General features: G+C 63.6%; 15 protein-coding genes and 1 pseudogene. 11 read left to right on the top strand and 5 right to left on the bottom strand.

Annotated elements, in window-relative coordinates:
- Positions 1–83: 83 nt before the first annotated feature.
- Complete coding sequence (locus tag GEV06_23265; GenBank protein MPZ20802.1) at positions 84–296, bottom strand: hypothetical protein; 213 nt, start codon at positions 294–296, stop codon at positions 84–86.
- A gap of 143 nt (positions 297–439) precedes the next feature.
- On the opposite strand from GEV06_23265, the gene GEV06_23260 reads away from it, so the two are divergent.
- The 6 genes from GEV06_23260 (at position 440) to GEV06_23235 (ending at position 11,540) form a co-directional block, all read left to right on the top strand.
- Positions 440–1,012, top strand: coding sequence for a DUF1501 domain-containing protein (locus GEV06_23260; protein MPZ20801.1), 573 nt, complete (start codon positions 440–442; stop codon positions 1,010–1,012).
- A 92-nt stretch (positions 1,013–1,104) separates the two neighbouring features.
- Positions 1,105–4,395, top strand: coding sequence for a TonB-dependent receptor (locus tag GEV06_23255; protein MPZ20800.1), 3,291 nt, complete (start codon positions 1,105–1,107; stop codon positions 4,393–4,395).
- A gap of 24 nt (positions 4,396–4,419) precedes the next feature.
- The gene (locus GEV06_23250) at positions 4,420–7,743 is read left to right on the top strand and encodes a TonB-dependent receptor (protein MPZ20799.1); all 3,324 of its coding nucleotides are present in this window, start codon (positions 4,420–4,422) and stop codon (positions 7,741–7,743) included.
- Positions 7,744–7,759: 16 nt separating this feature from the next.
- Positions 7,760–7,990, top strand: a complete 231-nt coding sequence (locus tag GEV06_23245) for a hypothetical protein (GenBank protein ID MPZ20798.1) — start codon at positions 7,760–7,762, stop codon at positions 7,988–7,990.
- A gap of 246 nt (positions 7,991–8,236) precedes the next feature.
- A complete protein-coding gene (locus tag GEV06_23240; protein ID MPZ20797.1) occupies positions 8,237–10,999 on the top strand; it encodes a TonB-dependent receptor in 2,763 nt (920 codons plus the stop codon).
- A gap of 28 nt (positions 11,000–11,027) precedes the next feature.
- Positions 11,028–11,540 carry a hypothetical protein gene (locus GEV06_23235; protein ID MPZ20796.1) on the top strand — a complete coding sequence of 171 codons (513 nt, stop codon included), beginning with the start codon at positions 11,028–11,030 and terminating at the stop codon, positions 11,538–11,540.
- 386 nt (positions 11,541–11,926) lie between these two features.
- Here the strand turns inward: GEV06_23235 and GEV06_23230 are convergent, their stop codons facing one another.
- Positions 11,927–15,646: a hypothetical protein gene (locus GEV06_23230; GenBank protein ID MPZ20795.1), complete on the bottom strand. Its 3,720-nt coding sequence runs from the start codon at positions 15,644–15,646 to the stop codon at positions 11,927–11,929.
- Between the two features lie 432 nt (positions 15,647–16,078).
- Between GEV06_23230 and GEV06_23225 the strand changes: the two genes are divergently transcribed.
- The gene (locus tag GEV06_23225) at positions 16,079–17,674 is read left to right on the top strand and encodes an ISKra4 family transposase (GenBank protein ID MPZ20794.1); all 1,596 of its coding nucleotides are present in this window, start codon (positions 16,079–16,081) and stop codon (positions 17,672–17,674) included.
- A 206-nt stretch (positions 17,675–17,880) separates the two neighbouring features.
- On the opposite strand, the gene GEV06_23220 is transcribed toward GEV06_23225, so the two are convergent.
- Complete coding sequence (locus tag GEV06_23220) at positions 17,881–19,533, bottom strand: FtsX-like permease family protein (protein MPZ20793.1); 1,653 nt, start codon at positions 19,531–19,533, stop codon at positions 17,881–17,883.
- Positions 19,534–19,687: 154 nt separating this feature from the next.
- On the opposite strand from GEV06_23220, the gene GEV06_23215 reads away from it, so the two are divergent.
- A complete protein-coding gene (locus GEV06_23215) occupies positions 19,688–19,945 on the top strand; it encodes a hypothetical protein (GenBank protein MPZ20792.1) in 258 nt (85 codons plus the stop codon).
- Positions 19,935–20,384 carry a PIN domain-containing protein gene (locus GEV06_23210; GenBank protein ID MPZ20791.1) on the top strand — a complete coding sequence of 150 codons (450 nt, stop codon included), beginning with the start codon at positions 19,935–19,937 and terminating at the stop codon, positions 20,382–20,384. Before GEV06_23215 ends, GEV06_23210 begins: the two co-directional genes overlap by 11 nt.
- A 54-nt stretch (positions 20,385–20,438) precedes the next feature.
- Here GEV06_23210 and GEV06_23205 read toward each other — a convergent pair whose 3' ends face one another.
- Positions 20,439–21,176 (bottom strand): DUF3891 family protein, encoded by a 738-nt coding sequence (locus GEV06_23205; protein ID MPZ20790.1) that lies wholly within the window; start codon positions 21,174–21,176, stop codon positions 20,439–20,441.
- Between the two features lie 197 nt (positions 21,177–21,373).
- On the opposite strand from GEV06_23205, the pseudogene GEV06_23200 reads away from it, so the two are divergent.
- Together GEV06_23200 and GEV06_23195 are read left to right on the top strand one after the other, a co-directional pair.
- Positions 21,374–21,562: pseudogene (locus GEV06_23200) on the top strand (hypothetical protein).
- Positions 21,559–21,750, top strand: coding sequence for a hypothetical protein (locus tag GEV06_23195; GenBank protein MPZ20789.1), 192 nt, complete (start codon positions 21,559–21,561; stop codon positions 21,748–21,750). Before GEV06_23200 ends, GEV06_23195 begins: the two are co-directional and overlap by 4 nt.
- A gap of 174 nt (positions 21,751–21,924) precedes the next feature.
- Here the strand turns inward: GEV06_23195 and GEV06_23190 are convergent, their stop codons facing one another.
- On the bottom strand, positions 21,925–22,848 hold the full coding sequence (locus GEV06_23190) for an arginase family protein (GenBank protein MPZ20788.1): 924 nt from the start codon (positions 22,846–22,848) through the stop codon (positions 21,925–21,927).
- Between the last annotated feature and the right edge of the window lie 249 nt (positions 22,849–23,097).

The raw sequence follows: 23,097 nt of genomic DNA, 5'->3' as shown, positions 1-23,097 counted from the left end.
CATGCGCTTCGGGCTCGATTACGTCGGTGTCACGGCTTAAGTACCAAGCTATGAGACGGTATTAGGGCGGTTTTTCGGCGAAGTTAACGGAACGCCCCTTCTCGGACCCAGCCGCAGCTCACGCCGGTCGCCTGATGCACGATGGTCACCGTCACTCCCGGTAAGACGGCGCCCGTGGCGTCCCGTACGGTGCCCATAATGGCCGTGGTCGTCTGGACCTGGCCATAGAGGGTCGCCGCACTGACCAAGAGACTCAAGACACCCCAGCAAGCGTGTACAGAGATGCGTCGCGCCATTGTCCTCGACCCCCAAGCGGCTACGGTCTATCACCGGCTGCGTCGTATGCGAGCGTCAGCGGCCGGGTTCGCAAAACGATCGGGCGAAAGAGGAACCGAGCTCCGCCCGCAGGGTCCTGCCCGAGCGTTAGGCTGCGGCAGACCTGTCTGAAGCGTGCTCGGCGAAGCCGCTTGGCGACAACCCGTACGCGTTAAAGCCACCGCATTTCAAGCCTCGCGCGAAAGCGGTGATTTCGCTTTTCATGACCGGCGGTCCCAGCGCCATCGATCTCTGGGACTACAAGCCGCAGCTGACGAAGTATGCGGGCACGCCGCTTGACGACAAGGTGCACGGCGACATTCACGTGCGGCAGGGCTACCCGGGGCCACTGATGCCAAGCCCGTTCGAGTTCAAGCGGTTCGGGCAGTCCGGCAAGCTGATCTCGGAGGTGTTTCCGAACATCGGGCAGCACGTCGACGAGATCGCGTTCATTCATTCCGTGTACGGCAAGTCGAACGACCACGTGCAGGCGCACTATGAGATGCAGTCTGGGCACATCCGCGTAGGGTTCCCCGCCGCGGGCTCCTGGATTACGTACGGTCTCGGGACCGAGAGCACGAGCCTGCCGGCGTTCGTCGTCATCAACGACCCGCGCGGCGGGCCGATCGGCGGGCCGACCAATTGGAGCGCGGGATTCCGTCCTCGGTCCGACCTATATTGCGTTTTACAGAATTAGATGTTGTTGGCCGAGACGGCGAGTCAGCGCGGGGCGATTGAACAATCGCTGTGCGCTCGCGCGTTGTTGTCCATCCCACAAGGAGAAGAGCGATGACAGGTCCACGCTTTCCGCTGCGCGTTGTCTCGATACTCGCTGTGCTTGGGATCCTGTTCGCGCCAGCCCACGCCGCCGCGCAAGGAGCCGTGGGCACATTGCTCGGTAACGTCAGAGACGAGACCGGCAGCGCCGTGCCCGGTGCGACGATTACGGCGACCGAAGTCCGCACCAACATCAGTCGACACACCCAGTCCAACGAGGCCGGCAATTATACCTTTACCAACCTCGCGTCAGGGCTATACCGCGTCGACTGCGAGCTCGTCGGATTTCGGAAGTTCAGCCGCGAAGCCCTCGAGGTCAATGTCAATACGACGGTCCGCGTGGATATCGGATTGATCGTCGGCCAACTGGAAGAGTCTGTCACCGTCACCGGCGAGGCCCCGATGCTGCAGACCGATCGTTCCGACACCGGTCGCATCATCGACAGCACGCAGATCACGCAGATGCCGCTCGGGTTCAACCGGAACTTCCAGGGCATGCTCATCACGGTGCCTGGCGCGTCGCGTCCCTTCCGTCCGCATTCCGAGTTCTTCAACTCGCAGGACAGCCTGTCGAGCAATATCAACGGCCAATCACGGCAGGCGAACAATGTGCAGCTGGAAGGCACGGCAAACAGCGACAACAGTGGGTCGCTGACCATGATGATTCCGTCGGCAGAGGCCATCGAGACGGTTGCCGTCAGCACCAGCAACTACGACGCAGAGTTCGGCAGAGCCGGCGGCGCCGTGATGAACGTCACACTCAAGTCAGGGACGAATAATCTCAGCGGCTCGATATTCAGCTTCGGCAACACTGAGGCCACCATCGCACGGAACCCATTCTCCTCATTGCCCCCGGCCGAGACGAAGTACATGCAGACAGGCTTCACCCTCGGCGGGCCGATCCTCCGGAACAAGCTGTTTTACTTCGGGGATTACGTGCGGACGTTCGACGACAGCGGGCGCCTCACGCAGGCGCACCTGCCGGAGCCCGCATTCCGAACCGGCGATTTCAGCGGGGCGCCAACGATCATCTACGATCCGGCGACCGGCAATCCCGACGGTACGGGACGGACGCCGTTTCCGAATAATCAGATCCCGGCCCATCGCCTCAGCCCTATCACCCAGAAGCTTCTCGCCAACATCCCGATGCCGAATATCGCGGGCGCGCCGCTGGGCGCGACCAATTTCGCGAAACCGTACGTGCGGGAGAAGCGGGCGAATCAGTACGATCTCAAGGTCACCTACCAGGCGGCGGCGAACGACCTCCTGTCGGTGCGCTACAGCCATCAGAACGCGGCAACCTATGACCCGGCGACCTTCGGCATCTGGGGCGGCATCAAGCCGTTTGCAGGCTATGGCACCAATCCTACGCATAACATGGCCGCCAACTACAACCGGGTGTGGTCGTCGACGCTGATTCAGGAGGTCCGCATCGGCAGGACGTGGCACCATAACGAGGCGGTGTCAGACGCCCACGGGCTGAACACGTCCGACGATGTTGGCATTCGCGGCGTGAACCTGAACGAGTTTACGAGCGGCATCGCCACTATGGACGTCGGCGGTTACAGCGGCACACTGATCGGCTTCTCGAACTCGCTGCCGTGGGACCGCGCCGAGAAAACGTGGACGACGGCCACTACGATCACCACAATTCTCGGCAACCATACGCTGAAGATCGGCGGCGAGCTGCGCCACAACCGCTTCTTTCTGCTGCAGGTGCAGGACAACGGTGGGCCGCGCGGCATCTTCCGCTTCCGCGGCGCGGCAACGGCCATCCCAAGCGACACCAGGGCGCAGAACGGCTACGCGAATGCGCTGGCAGCCTTCCTCCTCGATGCGCCGCAGAGTCTCGCGCGAGACCTGATCACCGACGTCGACCCGGGCGGCCGCCACTGGGGCGCTTTTTCGTTCATCCACAACAAATGGCAGATGCGGCCTGACATAACCATCGACATCGGCCTGCGCCATGAGTACTACACGCCGCTCCTCGGCCTGGCCGATCGCGGCGGTATGGCGAGCTACGACCCGGACAACAACACTCTCCGCGTCGCCGGCTATGGCGAGGTCCCCAATGATCTTGGCGTGCAGAGCTACTGGACAAATTTCAGCCCGCGCACTGGGGTGTCCTGGCGTGTGAGCGAGACCAACGTCGTGCGCGCCGGCTATGGAGTCAGCGCGCTGCCGTGGCCTGGCTCCTACGGCTTGAACTACCCGGTCAAGCAGAACAATCAGCTCAACCCGGCGAATAGCTTCGTGACAGCCGGGTCGATGGCTGCTGGTCTGCCGTCGCCCAACTTCGCCACGATTCCGGAGTCCGGCATTATTCCGGCCGCGCCCTTCAAGGCGCAGGGCCTGACCGTCGTGCCTGCCAACCGGCGAGACGGACGGTTGCACTCGTGGAACGCTGCCTATCAAATGACACTCCCAGGTGCGTTCACGGCTGAAGTCGCCTATGTGGGCAATCGCGGGCAGGACATTCTTGCCGGCATCGACCTGAATGCAGGATACGTTCTTGGCGCGGACAACGCCGGGCGGCCACTATTCTCGAAATTCGGTCGAACCGCCAGCACCGGCAGCGTCACGCCAGTCAAGTCGAGTTACCATTCGATGCAGGTCAAAGTCGACCGCCGCATGAGGGCCGGCCTGCAGGTGACCAACTCATATACGCTGGGCCGCGCGCGCAGTTACTCCAGCGGGGATGGCGGTCCTTCCATCTCTACGCCCGCCGACTTTGATCGAGGATGGGACCGCCCGATCTTCGATTCCACGCACAGCCTCACGAGCAGCTTTGTGTATCTGCTGCCCTGGGGCCCGCGAGGCTCGTGGCTCAGGCAAGGCGTTGCCGGCAAAGTGCTGGGCGACTGGCAGATCACGGGGCTGTTCTCGGCGATATCCGGAAGGCCTATCGACTTCACCGCCAGCGCAGCAGGCCTGCGCGCTCCGGGCAACATTCAGACGCCCAATGCCAGCGGCACGCCCGACGTGCTCGGCGGCATCGGCTCGAACGCGCTGTGGTTCGACACGTCGGTGTTCTCAGCGCCTGCCGCCGGCACGTGGGGCAACGTGCAGCGCCGCAGTCTGTTGACCGGACCGGCGTATGTCAACGTCGATGCGTCAATCGTGAAGATCATCCGCTTCGGATCGCGCCACGCCGAAGTCCGGGCCGACTTCTTCAACGCGCTGAACCGGCCTCACTACGCGAACCCGAATGGGCAGCTCGGTAACGGGAACTTCGGCCGTATCACGGGAATCCTCCCGCTGAGCGAGCGCGTGATCCGGTTTGGCGGACGCTTTCTGTTCTGAAGGTGCCTTCAAAAGGAGATTTCGATGGCTTCTCGACGCCTGCTGACTCCTGATGCCGTGGTCGTTGTGAATGTTGTCCTGCTGATTGCGATGCTGGGGATCCTGTTCCTGCCCCAGGACGCGGCAGCTCAGGCCGCAAACGGGACGCTGCTCGGGAATGTGAGAGACGAAAGTGGCGGTGCGGTGCCGGGGGCAACCATCGCGGCGATCGAGGTGCGCACCAACATCAGCCGCACGGCCGTGTCCAACGAGACGGGCAACTACATCTTCACCAACCTCGCGCCTGGAGTTTACCGTGTGGAAGGCGAGCTGGCGGGATTTAAGAGGTTCACTCGCGAAGGCGTCGAGGTGAACGTCAACACGACTGTTCGTGTAGACATCGGATTGATGCTCGGCGCGCTGAACGAGTCGGTGACCGTCTCGGCCGAGACGCCGATGCTGCAGACCGATCGTACCGACACGGGACGGATTATCGAGGGGACGCAAATCGCCCAGATGCCGCTCGGATTCAACCGGAATTTCCAGGGCATGCTCATCACCGTGCCGGGCGCCTCTCGTCCATTCCGCCCGCATTCGGAGTTCTTCAACTCGCAGGACAGCCTGTCGAGCAACGTCAACGGCCAATCGCGGCTGGCCAACAACGTGCAGTTGGAAGGCACGGATAACAACCATAAGACCGGACTGCTGACCGTGCTGATTCCATCGGCCGAAGCCCTCGAGACGGTGGCTGTCACGACGAGCAACTACGACGCGGAGTTCGGCAGGGCAGGAGGAGCGGTCACGAACGTCACGCTGAAGTCGGGAACGAACGATCTGAGCGGCACGGTATTCATGTTCGGCAACACCGAGGCGACCGTCGCGCGAAATCCGTTCTCGGCGCTGCCAGACGTGCCCCCCACCACGTACTTGCAGACGGGCTTCACTGTCGGCGGGCCGATCATCCGCAACAAGCTTTTCTTTTTTGGTGACTACGTGCGCACCAACGACGACAGCGGGCGCATCACGCGCGCAGACTTGCCGGAGGCTTCGTTCAGGACCGGCGACTTCAGTGCTGCGCCGACCGTCATTTACGATCCGTTGACCGGCAATCCCGACGGCACGGGACGCACCCCATTCCCGAACAATCGCATTCCCGTCGGCCGCATCAGCCCCATCGCGCGGCGCATTCTGGAGAATCTCCCAATGCCGAATCTCGACGGCGTCCCGCTCGGCGGGACAAATTACGAGAAACCGTACGTGCGCGAGAAGCGAACGAACCAATACGACATCAAGATCACGACCCAGCTGACGCCAGGAGACCACTTATCGATCCGCTACAGCTATCAGAACGCCGCGACCTACGATCCGGCGACATTCGGCATCTGGGGGGGCATCAAAGAGTTTGCAGGGTTCGGCACCAATCCCACTCAGAACGTGGCGGGCAACTACAACAAGACGTGGTCGTCCACGCTCATCCAGGAAGTCCGGGTCGGCATGAGCTATTACCACAACGAGGCGCTCACGGAGGCCGACGGGCTGAACACGTCAGACGAAGTCGGGATTCGCGGCGTGAATCTCAGCCGCTCTTCGAGCGGCATCAGCACGATCGACGTGAGCGGCTACAACGCGACGCTCATCGGGTTCTCGGCATCGCTGCCATGGGACCGCTCCGAGCGCACGTGGACCATGGCGACGACCGCCACGAAACTCCACGGCAACCACACCCTCAAGATCGGCGGCGACCTGCGCTACAACCGCGACTACCTGCTGCAGGTGCAGGGCAATGGCGGGCAACGCGGCGTCTTCCGCTTCCGCGGCGCGACGACGGCGATTCCAACCGACACGAGTGCGCAAAACGGCTTCGCCAACGCGTTTGCCGCCTTCCTGCTCGACGCGCCGCAGAGTCTCGGACGAGACCTGCTCACCGACGTCGAAGATCCAGGCACGCGCCACTGGGGCATCTTCTCGTACATCCACGACAAGTGGCAGGTGCGACCGAACGTCACCATCGATCTCGGCTTGCGCCACGAGTACTACACGCCGCTTGTCGGGCTCACAGGTCGCGGGGGACTTTCGAACTACGACCCAGTCAACAACACACTGCGCGTTGCCGGCTACAGCGAGGTCCCTGAGAATCTTGGCGTGAAGAGCTACTGGAAGAACTTCAACCCACGCACCGGCGTGTCGTGGCGGCTCACGGAGAAGAACGTGCTTCGCGCCGGCTATGGGGTCAGCACCATCCCGTGGCCTGATAACTCCTACGCCGATATCAACTACCCGGTCAAACAGAACAACCAGATCAACGCGCCGAACACCTTCGCGACGGCCGGGTCGATGGCAGCCGGTCTGCCGCCTCCCAACTTCGCGACCATTCCAGATACGGGCGTCGTTCCGGCGACACCTTTCAGACAGCAAGGCTTCTTCTCGGTGCCGACGGACCTTCACGAGGGGCGGCTGCACTCGTGGAACGTGGCGTTCCAACGGGAACTCCCCGGTGCATTTACTGCCGAAGTTGCCTACGTCGGCAATCGCGGCCAGGATATCGTCGCCAGGATCGATCTCAATGCGGGCCGCACCCTCGGAGCGGACAACGCCGGCCGCCCGCTCTTCGCGAAGTTTGGCCGAACCGCCAGCACCACGAGCGTCATTCCGGTGAAGTCCAAATACCACTCCATGCAGGTCAAGGTCGATCGGCGTTTGCGGAGCGGTCTCTTGGTCACCAATTCATACACGTTGGGCCGCGGGTACAACTACTACAACGGGGACAGCAACGGCACCATTTCCACTCCGGCCGACATCGAGCGGAGCTGGGGCCGCACGAGCTTCGATTCCACGCATAGCTTCACGAGCAGCTTCGTGTATCTGCTTCCGTGGGGTCCGCAGGGCGCATGGCTCCGGGAAGGCGTCCTCGGCAAGGTGCTGGGAGACTGGCAGATCGCTGGCATTTTCGCGGCGATTTCCGGTTCGCCGATCGATTTTACCGCCAGCGCGGCAGGTCTGCGCGCCCCCGGCAACACCCAGAGGCCCAACGCCAGCGGCAAGCCCGAAGTGCTCGGCGGCATCGGCTCGAACGCGCTGTGGTTCGACACATCGGTCTTCAGCGCGCCCGAGGCAGGCACATGGGGCAACGTAAAGCGCAACGACCTGCTGGACGGGCCGGCGTATGTGAACCTGGACGCATCGATCGTCAAGATCATCCGCTTCGGGTCGCGGCACGCCGAGCTTCGTGCGGATTTTCTGAATCTGACGAATACGGCGCACTACAGCAAACCAAACGGGTCGCTGGGCAACGGCAACTTCGGCCGCATCACCAGCATCCTCTCCCAGACGGAGCGCGTGATTCGGTTTGGCGCACGCTTTATGTTCTGATGAGAGGGCGATACGAATGAGGCAGCGTCGATGGGTTGGTGCGATCGCGGTATGCATCGTGGCGGCGCACCATCCCGTCTCCGCTCTGACGCGCGTGAATTGTCAGCGTGACGTCCGTCCAATCCTTTCGGACAACTGCTTTCTCTGTCATGGTCCTGACGCGTCGGCGCGCAAGGCCAATCTTCGCCTGGACCTGCATGAAGCCGCGCTGGCGGAACGGCACACCGATTGTACCGGGCGAGCCTGAGCAAAGCCTGCTCTACAGAAAGATCTCGGAAGTGCGTACGCGAAGGTGAGAGAAGCAGCGGGGAATGCTCGACGACACGCTGCCGGTCTGGGGCGGAGAGTTCGCCCTCGCTCGGCGCCGTTCCTGCGATTCAAACGATTGAATCTCCACGGCGTGCGCTCAGAGAATTTCGCTGGATTACACCCGCGCTCCGCCCTATAGTGCGTCGTACAACCTGTTAACCGAGTGGATTCAGAGGAGGATTCTATGACCCTTCGATGCCGGCTTATTGGGCATAGCGCTGGCGGTGCGCTCATCGTTGCGGCGTTCGCCGTGCTTGGGATCCTGTTGGCGCCCGCCGATGCCGCCGCTCAGGCCGCAGTTGGGGCGCTGGTCGGTAATGTCAGCGATGGGAGTGGCGCTGCGGTGCCGGGTGCGACGATCACGGCGACGGAAGTGCGCACCAACATCAGCCGGACGGCCGTGTCCAACGCTGCCGGCAATTACGCGTTTACCAACCTCGCGTCGGGGGTCTACCGCGTCGAGGGGGAACTCGTGGGATTCAGGAAGTTCAATCGCGAGGGCGTTGAGGTCAGCGTGAACACTACCGTTCGCGTGGACATTTCACTGAGTATCGGTGAGCTGCAAGAGTCGGTGACCGTCACGGGCGAGGCGCCCATGCTGCAGACCGATCGCACCGATACCGGCCGCATCATCGAGAGCACGCAGATCGTGCAGATGCCGCTGGGGTTCAACCGGAACTTCCAGGGTTTGCTCATCACGGTGCCGGGCGCGTCGCGCCCCTTCCGCCCGCATTCGGAGTTCTATAACCCGCAGGACAGCCTGTCGAGCAACGTCAACGGTCAGGAGCGGCAGTCCAACAATGTGCAGCTGGAAGGCTCGGATAACAGCGATAACAGCGGGAACCTGGCGTTTATGATTCCCTCCGCCGAGGCGATCGAAACCGTCGCCGTTACCACCAGCAATTATGACGCGGAGTTCGGGCGGGCCGGCGGTGCGGTGACGAACGTGACCCTGAAGTCGGGGACGAACCAGCTCCAGGGGTCGCTCTTTACCTTCGGCAACACCGAGGCCACCATCGCGCAGAACCCCTTCTCGTCATTGCCCCCGGCAGAGGCCAAGTACCTGCAGACCGGCGTCACGCTCGGCGGGCCGATTCGGCGGAACAAACTGTTCTTCTTCGGGGACTATGTACGGACCAACGACGACAGCGGGCGGCTCACGCAAGGCCACGTGCCGGAGTCTGCGTTCCGGACCGGCGACTTCAGCGCGGCTCCTACCACGATTTACGATCCAGCGACCGGCAATGCCACTGGCACCGGGCGGACGCCGTTTACGAACAATCAGATCCCCGCCGGCCGCATCAGCCCCATCGCGCAGGCACTCATCGCCAACATTCCGATGCCGAACATCGCCGGCGCGCCCGTGGGGGCGATCAATTACGAGAAACCGTACGTGCGTGAGAAGCGCGCGAATCAGTACGACCTCAAGCTCACCTATCAGGCGGCGACGAGCGACAATCTGTCGGTCCGTTACAGCCACCTGAACGCCGCGACGGTCGACCCGGGAACCTTCGGCATCTGGGGTGGCTTGAAACCGTTTGCGGGATCCGGTACCAATCCGACGTATAACATGGTCGCCAACTACAACCGCGTGTGGTCGGCAACGCTGATTCAGGAAGTGCGCGTCGGCCGGACCTCCCATCACAACATCACGGTATCGGATGCCCACGGGCTGAACCTCGCCGACGAGGTCGGCGTGCCGGGCTCGAATCTGAACGCGTTTACGAGCGGTCCCCCCACGATCAATGTGAGCGGGTACCACACCTTCCTGCTCGGCTTCTCGAATTCGCTGCCGTGGGACCGCGCCGAGCGCACGTGGTCGATGGCGACGAGCGTCACGAAACTCTGGGGCAATCACACCCTCAAGGTGGGCGGTGACCTGCGCATGAACCGTTTCATGCTGGACCAGGTAACGCACCCGCGCGGCGAATTCACCTTCGGCGGCGCGACGACGGCGGTCCCCGGCGACAGTCGGGCGCAGAACGGCTACGCGAATGCGATGGCGGCCTTCCTGCTCGATGCCCCGCGCGAACTCGAACGAGGCCTGGTCGCGGTGTCCGATGTGGGAGCACCGCTCGACGAACTTCACCGCGGCGGGCGCCACAAGAGCGTGTTCACCTACATCCACGACAAGTGGCAGGTGCGACCCAATATCACGCTCGATCTCGGCCTGCGCCATGAGTACTACACGCCGCTGGTCGGGTTTCACGGTCGTGGCGGCATGGCGAGCTACGACCCGGAGACCAACACGCTCCGCGTCGCCGGCTATGGCGACATCCCCGAGAATCTGGGCGTGCAGAGCTACTGGATGGACTTCAACCCCCGCGCGGGCGTGTCCTGGCGCCTCAGTGACTCGAACGTCGTACGTGCGGGCTATGGGGTGAGCGGGCGCGGGTTGGGAAGCCTGACCGGCCAGCAATACCCGATCACCCAGAGCCAACAGATCACCGCGCCGAACAGCTTCGCGACGGCCGGGTCGCTGGCCGCGGGTCTGCCGTCCCCCGACTTCGTCGACATTCCGGAGAGCGGCATCCTGTCGGCGGCTGCCTTGAGATCGCAGAGCTTCAGCCAAGTACGAATGGACTCGCGCAAGGGGCAGCTGCACTCGTGGAACGTGGCCTACCAGCGGACACTGCCGGGCGCCTTCACGGCCGAGGTGGCCTACGTCGGCAACCGGGCAAGGGACAACTACAACGGCCTCAATATCAACGCGGGCCAGACCCTTGGCGCGGATCGCGCCGGCCAGCCCCTGTTCGTGCAGTTCGGCCGAACCGCGAGTACCTCGGTGTCGGTTCGCGACTGGCGCCAGTCCAGGTACCATTCGCTGCAGGTCAAGGTCGACCGCCGCCTGAAGGGTGGCCAACTCGTACACGCTGGGGCGTGGCTACAGCCACACCAACAACACGCCAGCCGACTTGTCGCGAGGCTGGGGCCGAAATTCCTTTGATACCCTGCACAACTTCACGAGCAGCTTCGTGTACATGCTGCCGTGGGGCCCGCAGGGGAAGTGGCTGCGGGAAGGCGTCGTCAGCGAGGTGCTGGGCGACTGGCAGGTCACGGGACTGTTTTCGGCGGCCTCCGGCACGCCGATCAACTTTACCGCCAGCGCGTCGGGCCTGCGCGCCCCGGGCAATTCCCAGACGCCCAATGCTGCTGGCAAGCCTGAAGTGCTCGGCGGCATTGGCTCCAACGCGCTGTGGTTCGACACGTCAGTCTTCTCGGCGCCTGCGGCGGGCACCTGGGGCAACGTGGAACGCAACGCGCTGCTGACCGGACCGGGCTATGTCAACCTCGATGCCTCGCTTGTGAAGATCCTCCGGTTCGGGTCGCGGCGCGCCGAGATCCGGGCGGACGTCTTCAACGCGCTCAACCGCGCGCACTACGAAAACCCGAGCGGGTCGTTCGGCAGCGGGAACTTCGGCCGGGTCACGAGCATTCTCCCGCTGACCGAGCGCATGGTCCGCTTCGGCGTACGCTTCTTGTTCTAGGGCGAGATCGGTCGGCGCTTGTGGGGCGGGTCACCTTGAGGTGGTCCGCCCCATTTGAGACATCTTGCGACGGCGTCGTGATCGTGGTCGCCCGGCACGTCGACGAGATCGCGTTCATTCATTCATTCATTCATTCAGTGTTCGGGCCGCTCCAACGACCACGTGCAGTCGAGCTATGAAATGCAGTCTCGGAGAGCACGAGTTTGCCGGAGTTTGTCGTGCTGAACGACCCGCGCGCCGGCCCCTTGGGCGGGCCTTTGATGGAAACCGGGATTCGCTTCAGCACTTCACGGTTGTGCGCGATCAGTTTGTCGACCGACGTCAGGGGCGAGGGGCGAGGGGCATTTGCCTTTTGCCCCTGACCCCTTGCCCTTTAGATCTTCTCGTTAGAAATCCAGCCGCATTGTCAGTCCAACATTCCTTGGGTTGGTTGTCGTGGTGTACTTGCCCGTATTCGGAGACGTATTGCCATTCGGAGTGAACAAGTACGTCGCATTCATGGCCACGAATTCGACCTGGTTGAAGAGGTTGTACACCTGGAGCTGTACCCGGAGGTTTGCGCGCCCACCCAACCTGACGCGCCGCGCCAGTGTGAAGTCCCAGTTCGACCATCCCGGATGCCGAAGCACTCCAAGCGGGGCATTCCCAAAATTTCCGACAGCGCCATCGGGCTTGGGCCGGCGGAACGCGTTCAAATTGAAGTGCGGCTGATCCTCTTCCGACAGGTTTGGGTCACGAGTGAAGCCGCTGAAGATTGGCTCACCCGTCAGCTCGCAGCGGCCGTTCGACGAGGTCGTTGAAGCGGCGGTAAAGAGACCGCTGAACGATGGATCGATGTTCTCCGCGCCGCCGAGGTTGGTGCCGCAGACCGGATCGAGCGGATTGCCCGAGGTGAACTGCGTGACGCCCGAGGCTTCCCAACCCTCCAGCGCGTGCTTGAGGAGCGGGATGTTCGGCGTGGGGTTCGGGATGTCGTAGCTGTAGTGGATGACCAGTATGTGACGGCGATCCGAACGGGAAACGCCCGTGAGATTCGTGGTCTGCGCTTCGGTGACCGACGGTGGTCCATAGTACCGATCGCGGAGGCCCTTTTCTCCAAAGAGCTCCTCTGTCGCCCAATCGTAACCCTGCATGCCTTCTGCTTTAGAGAGCGTGTACGCGAGACCCATCTGCAGCCCGCGGTGCAGTCGGCGCTGGACGCTGACTTGCAACGCGTTGTAGTTCAACGTGTCCTCGTCGGTCGTCAGGTAGCGAATCGTGCCCATGCCAGGATAGTCGCGTCGCAGGAAGTTCTGGGCGATCGGTTCGTTGTTGAACCGATTGGCCGGATCGGCGTAGGCGTAGGGCCGGATGTTGTTCGCGTCCTTCACCCGCCAGAAATGACGTCCGAAGTTGCCGACCCACGCCAATTCGGCGGTCGTATTGAATCCGATATCGCGCTGGAACGCCACGTTGGCCTGGTAGTACGTTTCGGGTCGGAGCTTGCCCTGCGGCGCCTGATTGCCGTGCACGGGCAGTGGGAAGTGCGCGGGCAAATTCCCCGTCTGCGGACTTTCGGCGAACAGGGTGCCCGCCTGTGCGAAGGCCGTGACATCGTCGATCGTCGCATTGCGGACGACCTTGTCCTGCGCAATCAACGGGCCGCCACCGTACAGATACTGGGCGCGGTTGATGAAGTTGTAAAAGATCCCGCCCGCGGCGCGGATCGCGGTTTTGCCATCGCCGGTCACATCCCACGCAACCCCGACGCGCGGACCCCACGACAGGGCGGGCATGTCGTAGTACCACCCGGATTTCTTGCCTGGGAGACCACCGGCGAACATACCGTTGGTGATGGTGCCGGAGCCTGGCACGGTGGTGCCTGCGTAGGCCTGCGACACGATTTCACCAGTAAGTGGATTCATCGCTCTCCGGTTGGCGACCGAGCAGGCCTGGTTGCCGGGGACGCCGGTGAGGCAGTACGGCCGGAAAAGTGTCGGAGCTTGTGCCGAATTCCACAGGCTGGGGTCGAAGGCCGAATTCATGTCTCTGGATTCATAGACGGCGCCCGCGTGGGTCACGCGGAGGCCGTAATCGAGCGTAAGTCGCGGGCTGATGCGCCAGCTGTCCTGCGCGTAGGCATCACTCTGCCAGTGCCGGCGCTCTTCATCGATGCGGTTGCTTCGTTCCGTGTACGTGCTGAAGACGCCGAGCAGGGCGTTGGCGTAGCCGTTTCCGGTGCTGAGCGGGTTGCCGGCGCTGTGGCCGAAGTTGTAGACGCCCGCATAGGTGGCCGAGCCGGGTTCGGTCTTGCTGTCGAGCTCGCTGAAAAACCCGAACTTGAAGTTGTGCCGGCCCTTGGTCCACGAAAGGTCGTCCTGGAATGTGTAGCGAAAGTTCTCATTCCACGTCGGCCCGGGTCGGGTATTTCCGCCCCAGGGGCGCCACTGCGACAAATTGGAGCGAACGCCGCCGCCGTAGAGCATATCCGGCATGTACGGATACTCGTCCGTGTTGACCCGGCCAAACGCCGGGTCGCCATACGGTCCGAAGGGCTCCAACCGCGGCGGATCGAAGCCGAAACTTTCACGGTAATACGACGTGTAATCGGAGAGCACCTGCTTGCCGGTGCCGACCCGGAACCCATAGTGGTTGTGCGAGAACCCCGCGGTGATTTCGTTGACCATGGAACTGCCCAGCACCTGGCTGGCGGAGGCACTGATGAAATCCCCTGGGAACACGTTGTTGTGCGAGCCAACGCCCGGTGCCACACGGTTGAACGTGATGCTGTCATCGCGGTCGAAAATGGTCCTGACGCTGAAGCGCGTGCTCTGGCTCAGCACCGCATCGAGCCGCATCACGAAGTTCTGACGCGTGTGAATCGGCGTTATATCCTGGGCATCGTTCGAGGTCCACTGCTGTCCTGCTTGCTGATTCAGAATGCCGTTGGGCACCGGCAGCAGGCTGAGCATCTTCTGGCCCATCGGATGGATGCGATTCGGGGGGATGATGTTCCCTGGGAACGGCCGCCCCGTGAGCGGGTCGACGATCGGCTGGATACTCCCGTTCGTAATACGGGTCTGCGAGAAGTCCCCCGCGAGCTCGGCTGCGGTCGGCAAGTTCGTACGGGTCACAGTCGTCGGCCGAACGTCGTCGACGAACTCCTGCGAGAGAAAGAAAAACATTTTCTTCTGGCTCGAGCGGCTGTCGATGAGCTTCGGAATCACGACTGGTCCACCGACGCTATAACCCGAGATGTTCACCTCGAAGAAGGGCTTCGCGGCACCCTGTTTTTTTCGTAAGTAGTCGTTCGCATTCCATTCATCGCGCCTGGCGTTGTACCAGCCAGAGCCCCTGAGCTGACTCGTCCCTGACTTCGTGATGATGCGGATCAACCCGCTCGACTGGCGGCCGTTCTCCGCCGTGTAACCGTTGGTGATGACGGTCACTTCGCCAATCGCGTCGATGTTCGGCGTGACGTGCGTCGTACCATCACCGCCTTCCTCGCCAACAGGAACCCCGTCGATCGTCGTGTTCTTGTTCAGCGAGGTGCCTCCATTGATACTCAGACCGCGGCCAGATCGCCACGAGGCGTAGTCGCGGCTGAAGGTCGTATCGACGACGCCGGGCAGAATTTTCATCATGCCGAAAATGTCGCGACCCTTCACCTGAATCATCGTGAGCTGGTCGCCCGTCATGTTTCGCTGCAGCGAACTGGTCGAGGTATTGACAGGGGTGACCTCGGCCGACACCGTAATGGCCTCCGTGAGGGTGCCGACCTCGAGCAACAGCCTGCCGAGGTCGCGCGTTTCTCCGCTCAGCAGCAAGACGTCGTTGAGGGTGATTGGCCTGAACCCTTCCATTTCCACGCGTACCATGTACGTGCCGCGTGGAAGCGAGAGGATGCGGAAGACCCCCTGAACGTTGGACGGCGCCGAGCGCGTGAGACCCGTCGACGCGTCGGTCGCGATGACTATCGCGCCGGGCACGACGCCGTCGTTGTCGGCTATCGTGCCGGTGAGAATTCCATTACCCTGGCCCTGTGCAAACACGTTCGCCGCGCCTGCGAGAATCAGCGGCAGTACACAAGCGAAGAGCCGCGCACCAATGCCCGTCCGTCGATTCATGGTTGGCTCCTTTTTCGATGTGGTCGTGGATCGCTCAGCGAGCACAGTGAGAAAATGGCGGACCTGAATATTGGGCGGCGCGCAACGACGAACAAAGGAAGAGACTTTATTCGTGAGTCGCCTCTTGCTTAATCCGATTGTTTCAGCTGAACGCGACGACTGCGCGGGAAATTTATAGAAATAATCTTGGAATGTCAAGCAATATAAGGTGACGTTCCAGTGGGGCGCACGTCGTGAAAGTGACGTAGTTGGAGTTCGGCGATGTTGAGGTGGGCGTCGGCTGTCCTACGGATATACTAGCCGTAGGAGGTGGCGCATGGCGAACGATCAGGTTCCCGCCACGGTGGGGCAACTCGGGGCACAATTGGCCGAGCGAGCGCCGATGCGGCGCGGCGCGGTGTCCGAACGCTGGATGAAGTGTGGGCAGCAGGGATGCCGGTGTCAGCAGGATCCGCAGGCGCGGCACGGGCCGTACTACAGTCTGACCCGAACCGAAGGCGGGAAGACACGATCGCGCTATTTGACGGCCGAGCAAGCCGCCGTGGCCCGCGCGCAGGTCGAGGCCGGCCAGACGTTCCGCACGCATGTGGACGCGTACTGGCAGGCCTGCGAGCGATGGGCCGACGCCCAACTGGACGCACCCGAGGCGGTCTCGCAAGCGGGGGCCCAAAAGGGGGCTTCAAAACGGCGTTCGAGGGCGAGATCGTGGCCGAGATCGAAACGCTCGTAGGCGCGGGCGCCGTCGAAGACTGGGACTTGGAGGCCATCGAGACGGCCGCGCGGCGGAAGGCGATGCATGTGGCGGCCCGCGCGGTCGAGCAGCGGTTCAACGCCGACCGCTCAGATCACATGGGGTCGATGGTGCCCTGCGCGTGTGGAGAGCCGGCGCGCTACGTGGACCGGCGGTCGAAGACCTTCACGAGCGTCCTGGGTGCGTTGAGGCTGGAGCGTGCCTATTACCATTGCGTGGCCTGTGAAGCGGGCTTCTGCCCGCGCGACCGGGCGCTGGGGGTGGAGGGCTCGTCGTTGTCGCCCGGCGTGTTGCGCATGGTCGGGCGGGTGGGGGCGATGGTCAGCTTCGCGGAGGGCCACGAGCTGCTGCGCGAGCTGGCGGGCGTTGAGGTGCCGACCACGTACGTGGAGCGGGCGGCGGAGGCGCTGGGGCGCGAGATCGCCGAGGACGAGCAGCGCGTCGTCGAGCCGCCGGCGCCCACCGAGCTTCTGGCGCCGACGTTCTATCTGGGGATGGATGGCACGGGTGTGCCAGTGCGCAGGGCGGAGGTAGAGACCCGCGTAGGCAAGCAGCCGGACGGCTCGGCCAAGACGCGCGAGGTCAAGCTCGTCACGGTCTGGAGCGCCGAAGGGCGCGATGAGGACGGCACCCCCGTACGCGACGAGGGATCGGTCAGCTACTCCGCGGCGATTGAGAGCGCGGCGCAGAAGGACACGGACGAGACGCCAAGCGCATTCGCCGCGCGCGTCGCGCGCGAGGCCACTCGGCGCGGCTTCGATCGCGCGGCGCGCCGGGCCGTGCTCGGCGATGGGGCCAGGTGGATCTGGAACATCGCCGCCGACCACTTTCCCGATGCCATCCAAATCGTCGACCGCTTCCACGCCAAGCAGCATCTCTCCGACGTGGCCAAGTCCATCTACGGCGCGGGCAGTGATCTGGGCGAGCATTGGGCCCGCCAACGTCACGCCGAGTTGGACGCGAGCGACATCGAGGCCGTCCTGTGTGCCTTGCGACGGCATGCACCGAAAGACGACGAGGCGCGTAAGTGCGTCGAATACATCGACGGAAACCGCACGCGCATGCGCTATGCGGAGTTCCGGGCGGCAGGACTGTGCACCTCGACCGGGGTCGTCGAGGCCGGATGCAAGACCGCGATCGGCGTGCGGTGTAAGCGGGCCGGCATGCACTGGACGGTTGCCGGAGCTGACGCGATCATTGCCCTGCGCTGTTGCAAACTGAGCGGCCGCTTCGAGGATTTCTGGGAAAGACGCTCCCAGCGCCGGATGGCCGCATGACCACCCCTCATCTCACAATCCTGACGTGCGCCCGGTCACCCGGCCTGACATCATGTGGCCGACCTCTTACTCCTGGCGGAGCGTGATCGTCGGTTCGATCGAGGCCGCGCGCCGGGCGGGGAGCCAGGAAGAGGCGACGGCGGCGGTGAACAGGCCCAGGATGACGCTGGTGAAGACGACGGGATCGCGGGGACGGACGGTACCGATCAGATCGCGGAGCACATTGGCGAGGCTGAGGGCGAGAGCCAGGCCGAGCACGAGGCCACGGCGATCCGGCGCGAGTACCCGTCCGGCCCGAGGTTCACGTGCTTCGCGAGCGTAACCGACGCCACGCCCGGCAGCGCGCGCACGCGATCCTGAATCTGCTGATAGAACGTCTCGATCCGGGCCGTCGGCATGTTGACGAGGGACGGCGAGAACGACGTCAGCAGCACACCGTCCACACGATAGCCCGGATTCCCGACCGCGGCGCGATGGAAGCTCTTGACGAACAGGCCGGCGCAGATCAGCAAAACGACGGACAGCGCCGCCTGCGCGGCCACGAGCGCGTAGCGGCCGCGGAACGGCCGCCGGCCCGTGGCGCCGCCCTTCACCGGCGATGTCAGGTCCCGTCGCGTCGCGTGCAGCGCGGGCGCGACGCCGAACACGATCCCCGTGATCAACGCCAGCACCAGGCCGTAGAGGAATACGCGTTGATCCAGCCGCAGGTCGATGACGATCGGCAAATCCGTCGGCAGGGGAATCGAGCGCAGCGACCAGACGGCCCACTGTGCCAGCAGCAGCCCCACCCCGCCGCCGAGCAGCGCCAGCAGCAAGCTCTCGGTGAGCAACTGGCGGACGAGACGCAGCCGGCTGGCGCCGACAGACATCCGGATCGCGATCTCCTTCCCCCTCGCCGCGGCGCGCCCCAGCAGCAGGTTCGCGACGTTCACGGCGGCGATCACCAGCACCAACAGGACCGTGCCGAGCAGCATCATGCTCAAGCGCGAATCCTGGACCTTCGTCTGCAGCCGCTGATCGATATCACGCAGCACGGTGGCAGTGCGCTGCCGGCTCGTCTCCGGATGCGTCTCTTCCAGCGCGCGCGCGAGCGCCTGAATGTCGGCAGCCGCGGCGGCCACGGTGACGTGAGGCTTCAGACGTCCGCGGACGATGAGGCCACGCTCCGCGGGATTCTCGAGCAGCCGGGCGCCGACTCTGATCCGCGGCGCCATCGCGAGCGGCAGATAGACTTCGTGCCGCATGTACAGGTCCGTGCCGGTGAACTGCGCCGGCGCGACACCGACGACGACGACGGGCAGGCCGTTCACGGTGATGCGTCGCCCGATGATCTGCGGATCGCCGTCGAAGCGCGTCTGCCAGGCGCGGTGGCTGACGATCGCCGCGATGTCGCGCGCGCCGGGCGAATCCTCCTCGGCGAGAAAGTTCCGCCCGAGCGCAGGCGCCATGCCGAGGGTGGTGAAGTAATCCCGGTTGACCAGAGAGCCGAGGGTGACGCGCGAGACGCCGCGCTCCCCTCCCTTCCCATCCGCGCGCGCGCCCATCTCGATCTGCCACTCGGCCGCCAGGCCGCTCAGTGTGGTGTTGCCATCGCGGATCGTCTCGAATTCGAGGTAGGAGAGGTCGCTGAATCGCTGCGCCGGCGTCGCCGTCGTGATGCGCACCACATCCTGCGGCCGCGGGACGTCGAGCGGCCGCAGCAGGATGCCATCGACGAAGCTGAACACTGCGATGTTGGCGCCAATGCCCAGCGCGAGCGACAGCACCGCGACCATTGTGAAGCCCGGTGCCTTGCTCAGCAGCCGCACGGCGTATCGAAGATCCTGCAGCACGTCCCAGCCGAGTCTCCGCATGCGCATGTCGCGTACTCCTTCTGAATCTGTCTGCCCGTAAGCGGGTCTCTTTCTGAGCGCTTGCGGCAAGACCCAGGTTAGCCTTCCTTTAGGGAGAATGACAGTCTGAGCGACTTGATGGCCACGTGCAATACGTGCTACCCGTAATACACGTGGAGATATGGATGTGAGCACCGCCCAAACGACCAAGCAGAACGTGACCGTCCGCCTTGACCGTCAAACGCTGCACAAGGCGAAGATCCTGGCGGCGAAGCGGAATACGTCCATCAGTGGCCTGCTCGCGCAGGAGATCGAGAGTCTGGTCAGCGCGGACGATGCGTACGACCAGGCGCGGCGCAACGCCCTCGCCCTCCTCGAACGGGGCTTCCACCTAGGCGGCAAGATCACCGCGAGCCGAGACGAGTTGCATGAACGGTAGGACGTTCCTCGACAGCAACGTCTTGATCTACGGCCACGACATTGACGCCGGCGAGAAGCACGAGACCGCGAAGAACGCGCTGCGCGAGCTGTGGGCGGAGCACACTGGCGTGCTGAGTGCGCAAGTACTTCAGGAGTTCTATGTCGACGTCACACGCAAGATACGCACGCCGCTGCCGAGAGAGGAGGCTCGCAAGGTCGTCGAGATCTACTCTGTTTGGTGCGCCGAAGCGACGACCGTAGAGGACATCCTGTCGGCCTCGAGGACGGAAGAGGAGGCAAAGATCAGCTTCTGGGACGCTCTCATCATCAGCCTGGCGGCCAAGACTGGAGCGACGCGTCTTCTGTCTGAAGATCTGAATCCCGAGCAGTCAATCTCTGGCGTCGTGATCGTGAATCCTTTCGTTGACGGCCCGCCCACGGTTGAGCGTCCTGTCTAGTTAACGGCAATACGGCATTGAGGAACATCGGGTCGACGGATAAATGGCATGGCTTCATTCTGTGGCCTCGATGCGCACCTCGTCGCGGGGCTCTGGCACGCCAACTGCCATGCCCGAGCACGTCACTTCTTTAGCGGACCGATACGCGGCCGCGGCATCAGCATCGGACGCGAATCTTTGGTTGGGCAGCTTGCGCGCAGTCACGGCAAGAGGGACGTCGCGGCCGCCGAACGGATCTGGAGTGATCAGCAGCCGTGCGCCGTCCAGACGAATCGTCCAGCCTTCGTATCGTTGTTCCTTCGTCCATCCGTTGCAAAACGTGAGCGATGCCAAATCGCCCAGACGAAGGAAGACATAGCCCCGCCGGAGCTCGTCAAGATTGGCTGCGGCCTTGTGAAGATAGGTATCGCGCGCCCTCTCCATCTCCCCGAAGAACGCCTCCCACTCAGGGCGCGTCCGCAATCGGCCGTATACCGTAAGGGCGTGTTGCGCAACCAGAGCCGCTGCCCAAGGATCGGCGGCAAGCCGTGCGACGCCGCGCGGCCACACCGCTTGCCGGACGTCAACCGGCGCGCTCACGAAATCCTGCAGCTCTCCTGTGGCAGGGTCGACACTGGGTGCCATGTCGGGCTCGCGCCAGCCGTTGTCATGCTCCGCAACCGCGTAGAGAATTGAGTCGCGACGCGTCGTCCTGGCCAGCGGGATCGCCTGTTCCATGATCCGCCGTGCCAGCGCCGCGTGATCAGGCTGCGTGATGAGGAGCAGCGACCCGGTTTCTGAGCGTACGATCATCGAGGCCTCTTTACATCGTAAGGTACTCGCAAGACGGAGGGTACTGAGCCGCCTCGGGCCTCTGGGACGACCGGAACTAGATGAGCGACGGGTAGATGACGACGATTTCGGTCGGATATATACTGCCTACCGTTACGTGAGACTGAGTCTTATTCCCATCGTATCTGCCGCACATGCGCGGAACGGTCCGCGAGCTGCCGTGGTACATGAAGGCGATCGTAGTCTCGCAGCCGCTGCACGTCGGCGACTACGGCGGCCTACCGTTGAAGCTGCTGTGGACCGCCTGCGTCTGGCTGACGCTGTTCATCACGGCCAACGGCGCGTGGCTGTGGTGGGACCGCCGGCGCCGGTACCGCGCCGCGCGGCCCGAGGAGAGGGCGGCATGACCGGCCGCCGCGCGATGTGGCTGATCGTGGCGCTGGCCCTCGCCAGCGCAGGCGGCATCATCGCCACGCTGCTCACCGACGGACCGTGGGATGCGATCTGCCTCGTCCTCGCTGCCCTGCCGCTGGCTATAGGCAGCGTCAGGCGGCTCGCGCTGCGGAAAGTCGCCGCCCGTGCGCGCTCCTCCTGAGCGACGCGGCGTCACTCGTCGGCCAACCAACGAGTCGCCAGCGCAATTGACTCCTGGACGGCGAGGAACAGGTTCAGCTTCCCCAGACGAGCATGAGGGCGACGGTGCCGGTCAACGCGATGGTTCGACTCGACATGACGTGGACTTTCAAGCGGCGTGCGCGTACTCGCCGCGTCACCGCCCGGCCCGCCGGCCGGTTCCCGATCCAGGCGCCGACCTGCCAAGCGCGGCCGCCAGGACATTCGTGAACGTACGTCCAGCGGTCCCGTCCTCATCGAGCGCGGGGTTGTAGATCGTGACTTCCAATCCAACGGCGCGACCGCTCGCCAGCGCGAGTCTCAGGGTCGCTTCGAGGTCGCTCCAGCTGAAGCCATCAGGCAGGCGGTAGTCGACGGCAGGCATGATGCGGTCGTCGAGGCAGTCGGCATCCAGGTGGATGAAGAAACCATCGACCTCCGGCCGAGTCAGACGCTCGAGCGCCGCGTGCACCGCCTGCCCCACGCCCATACGCCGTACCGTTGTCAGATCCAGCGCCAGGATCTCGGGCGCGAGCGCCTGGCTACCGTAGTGACGCTGTTCGTCAGCGTCGCGAAATCCAAACGCCACGGTATCGGACGGCCGGACCAGCGGACCACGCTTCTCGAGATTGGTCAGGAGCGAAGGGCCGTATCCCGTCGCCAGGGCGAGATCCATGGAGGCCGCCTGGCCGTTGGGATTCGCCTCGGGCTGGTAGAAGTCGGCGTGCCCATCGATGAACAGCAGGCCGAAGCGGCCGCGCCGCTTCAGCGCGAGCGCGGCGCCCAGCAGTATCGAACAATCGCCGCCGAGCACCAGCGGGAACTCGCCCTCGTCCAGCACGTGTCCGATCGCATCGGCGAGCCGCGGACTCCACTCGGCAATGGCCTGCGCGTTCAGCGTCCCGGTGTCGGCGTCACGGTCAGGGCTATACGACCGTGGCTCCACACGGCCCGCATGCCGCGCGTTCACGCGTTCCGCGAGCCCATGATCGAGCAGCGTTTGCGGCAACCGATCCACGCCGGTCGGCATCAGACCGAGAATCGACGGCGCTTCGATGATGGCAAACTGTCGTTGGACCATAGGAATGTTCCCCTGTCCCCGGCAGAGAATCATTCATTCCCGTTCCAGATATCGTGGGTGGTTAACCAGGAGCCGTCCGGCTGGCGCTCGAGAACATTGAGGTACTTGGCTGTAGAGACGACAGATTCTCCACCTGCATGAGGCGTGAGTCTCACTTCGGCGTTTCCTCTTCCGATAGCAAGGTCTCCGGATACCTTGACCTCCTCATAACCACTGGTCAGTTCCGCGGTGTATTTCTCAAATATGGTC

It is taken from the genome of Luteitalea sp., assembly GCA_009377605.1.
Taxonomy (GTDB): domain Bacteria; phylum Acidobacteriota; class Vicinamibacteria; order Vicinamibacterales; family Vicinamibacteraceae; genus WHTT01.
This window is presented reverse-complemented; position numbering and strand designations above follow the sequence as displayed.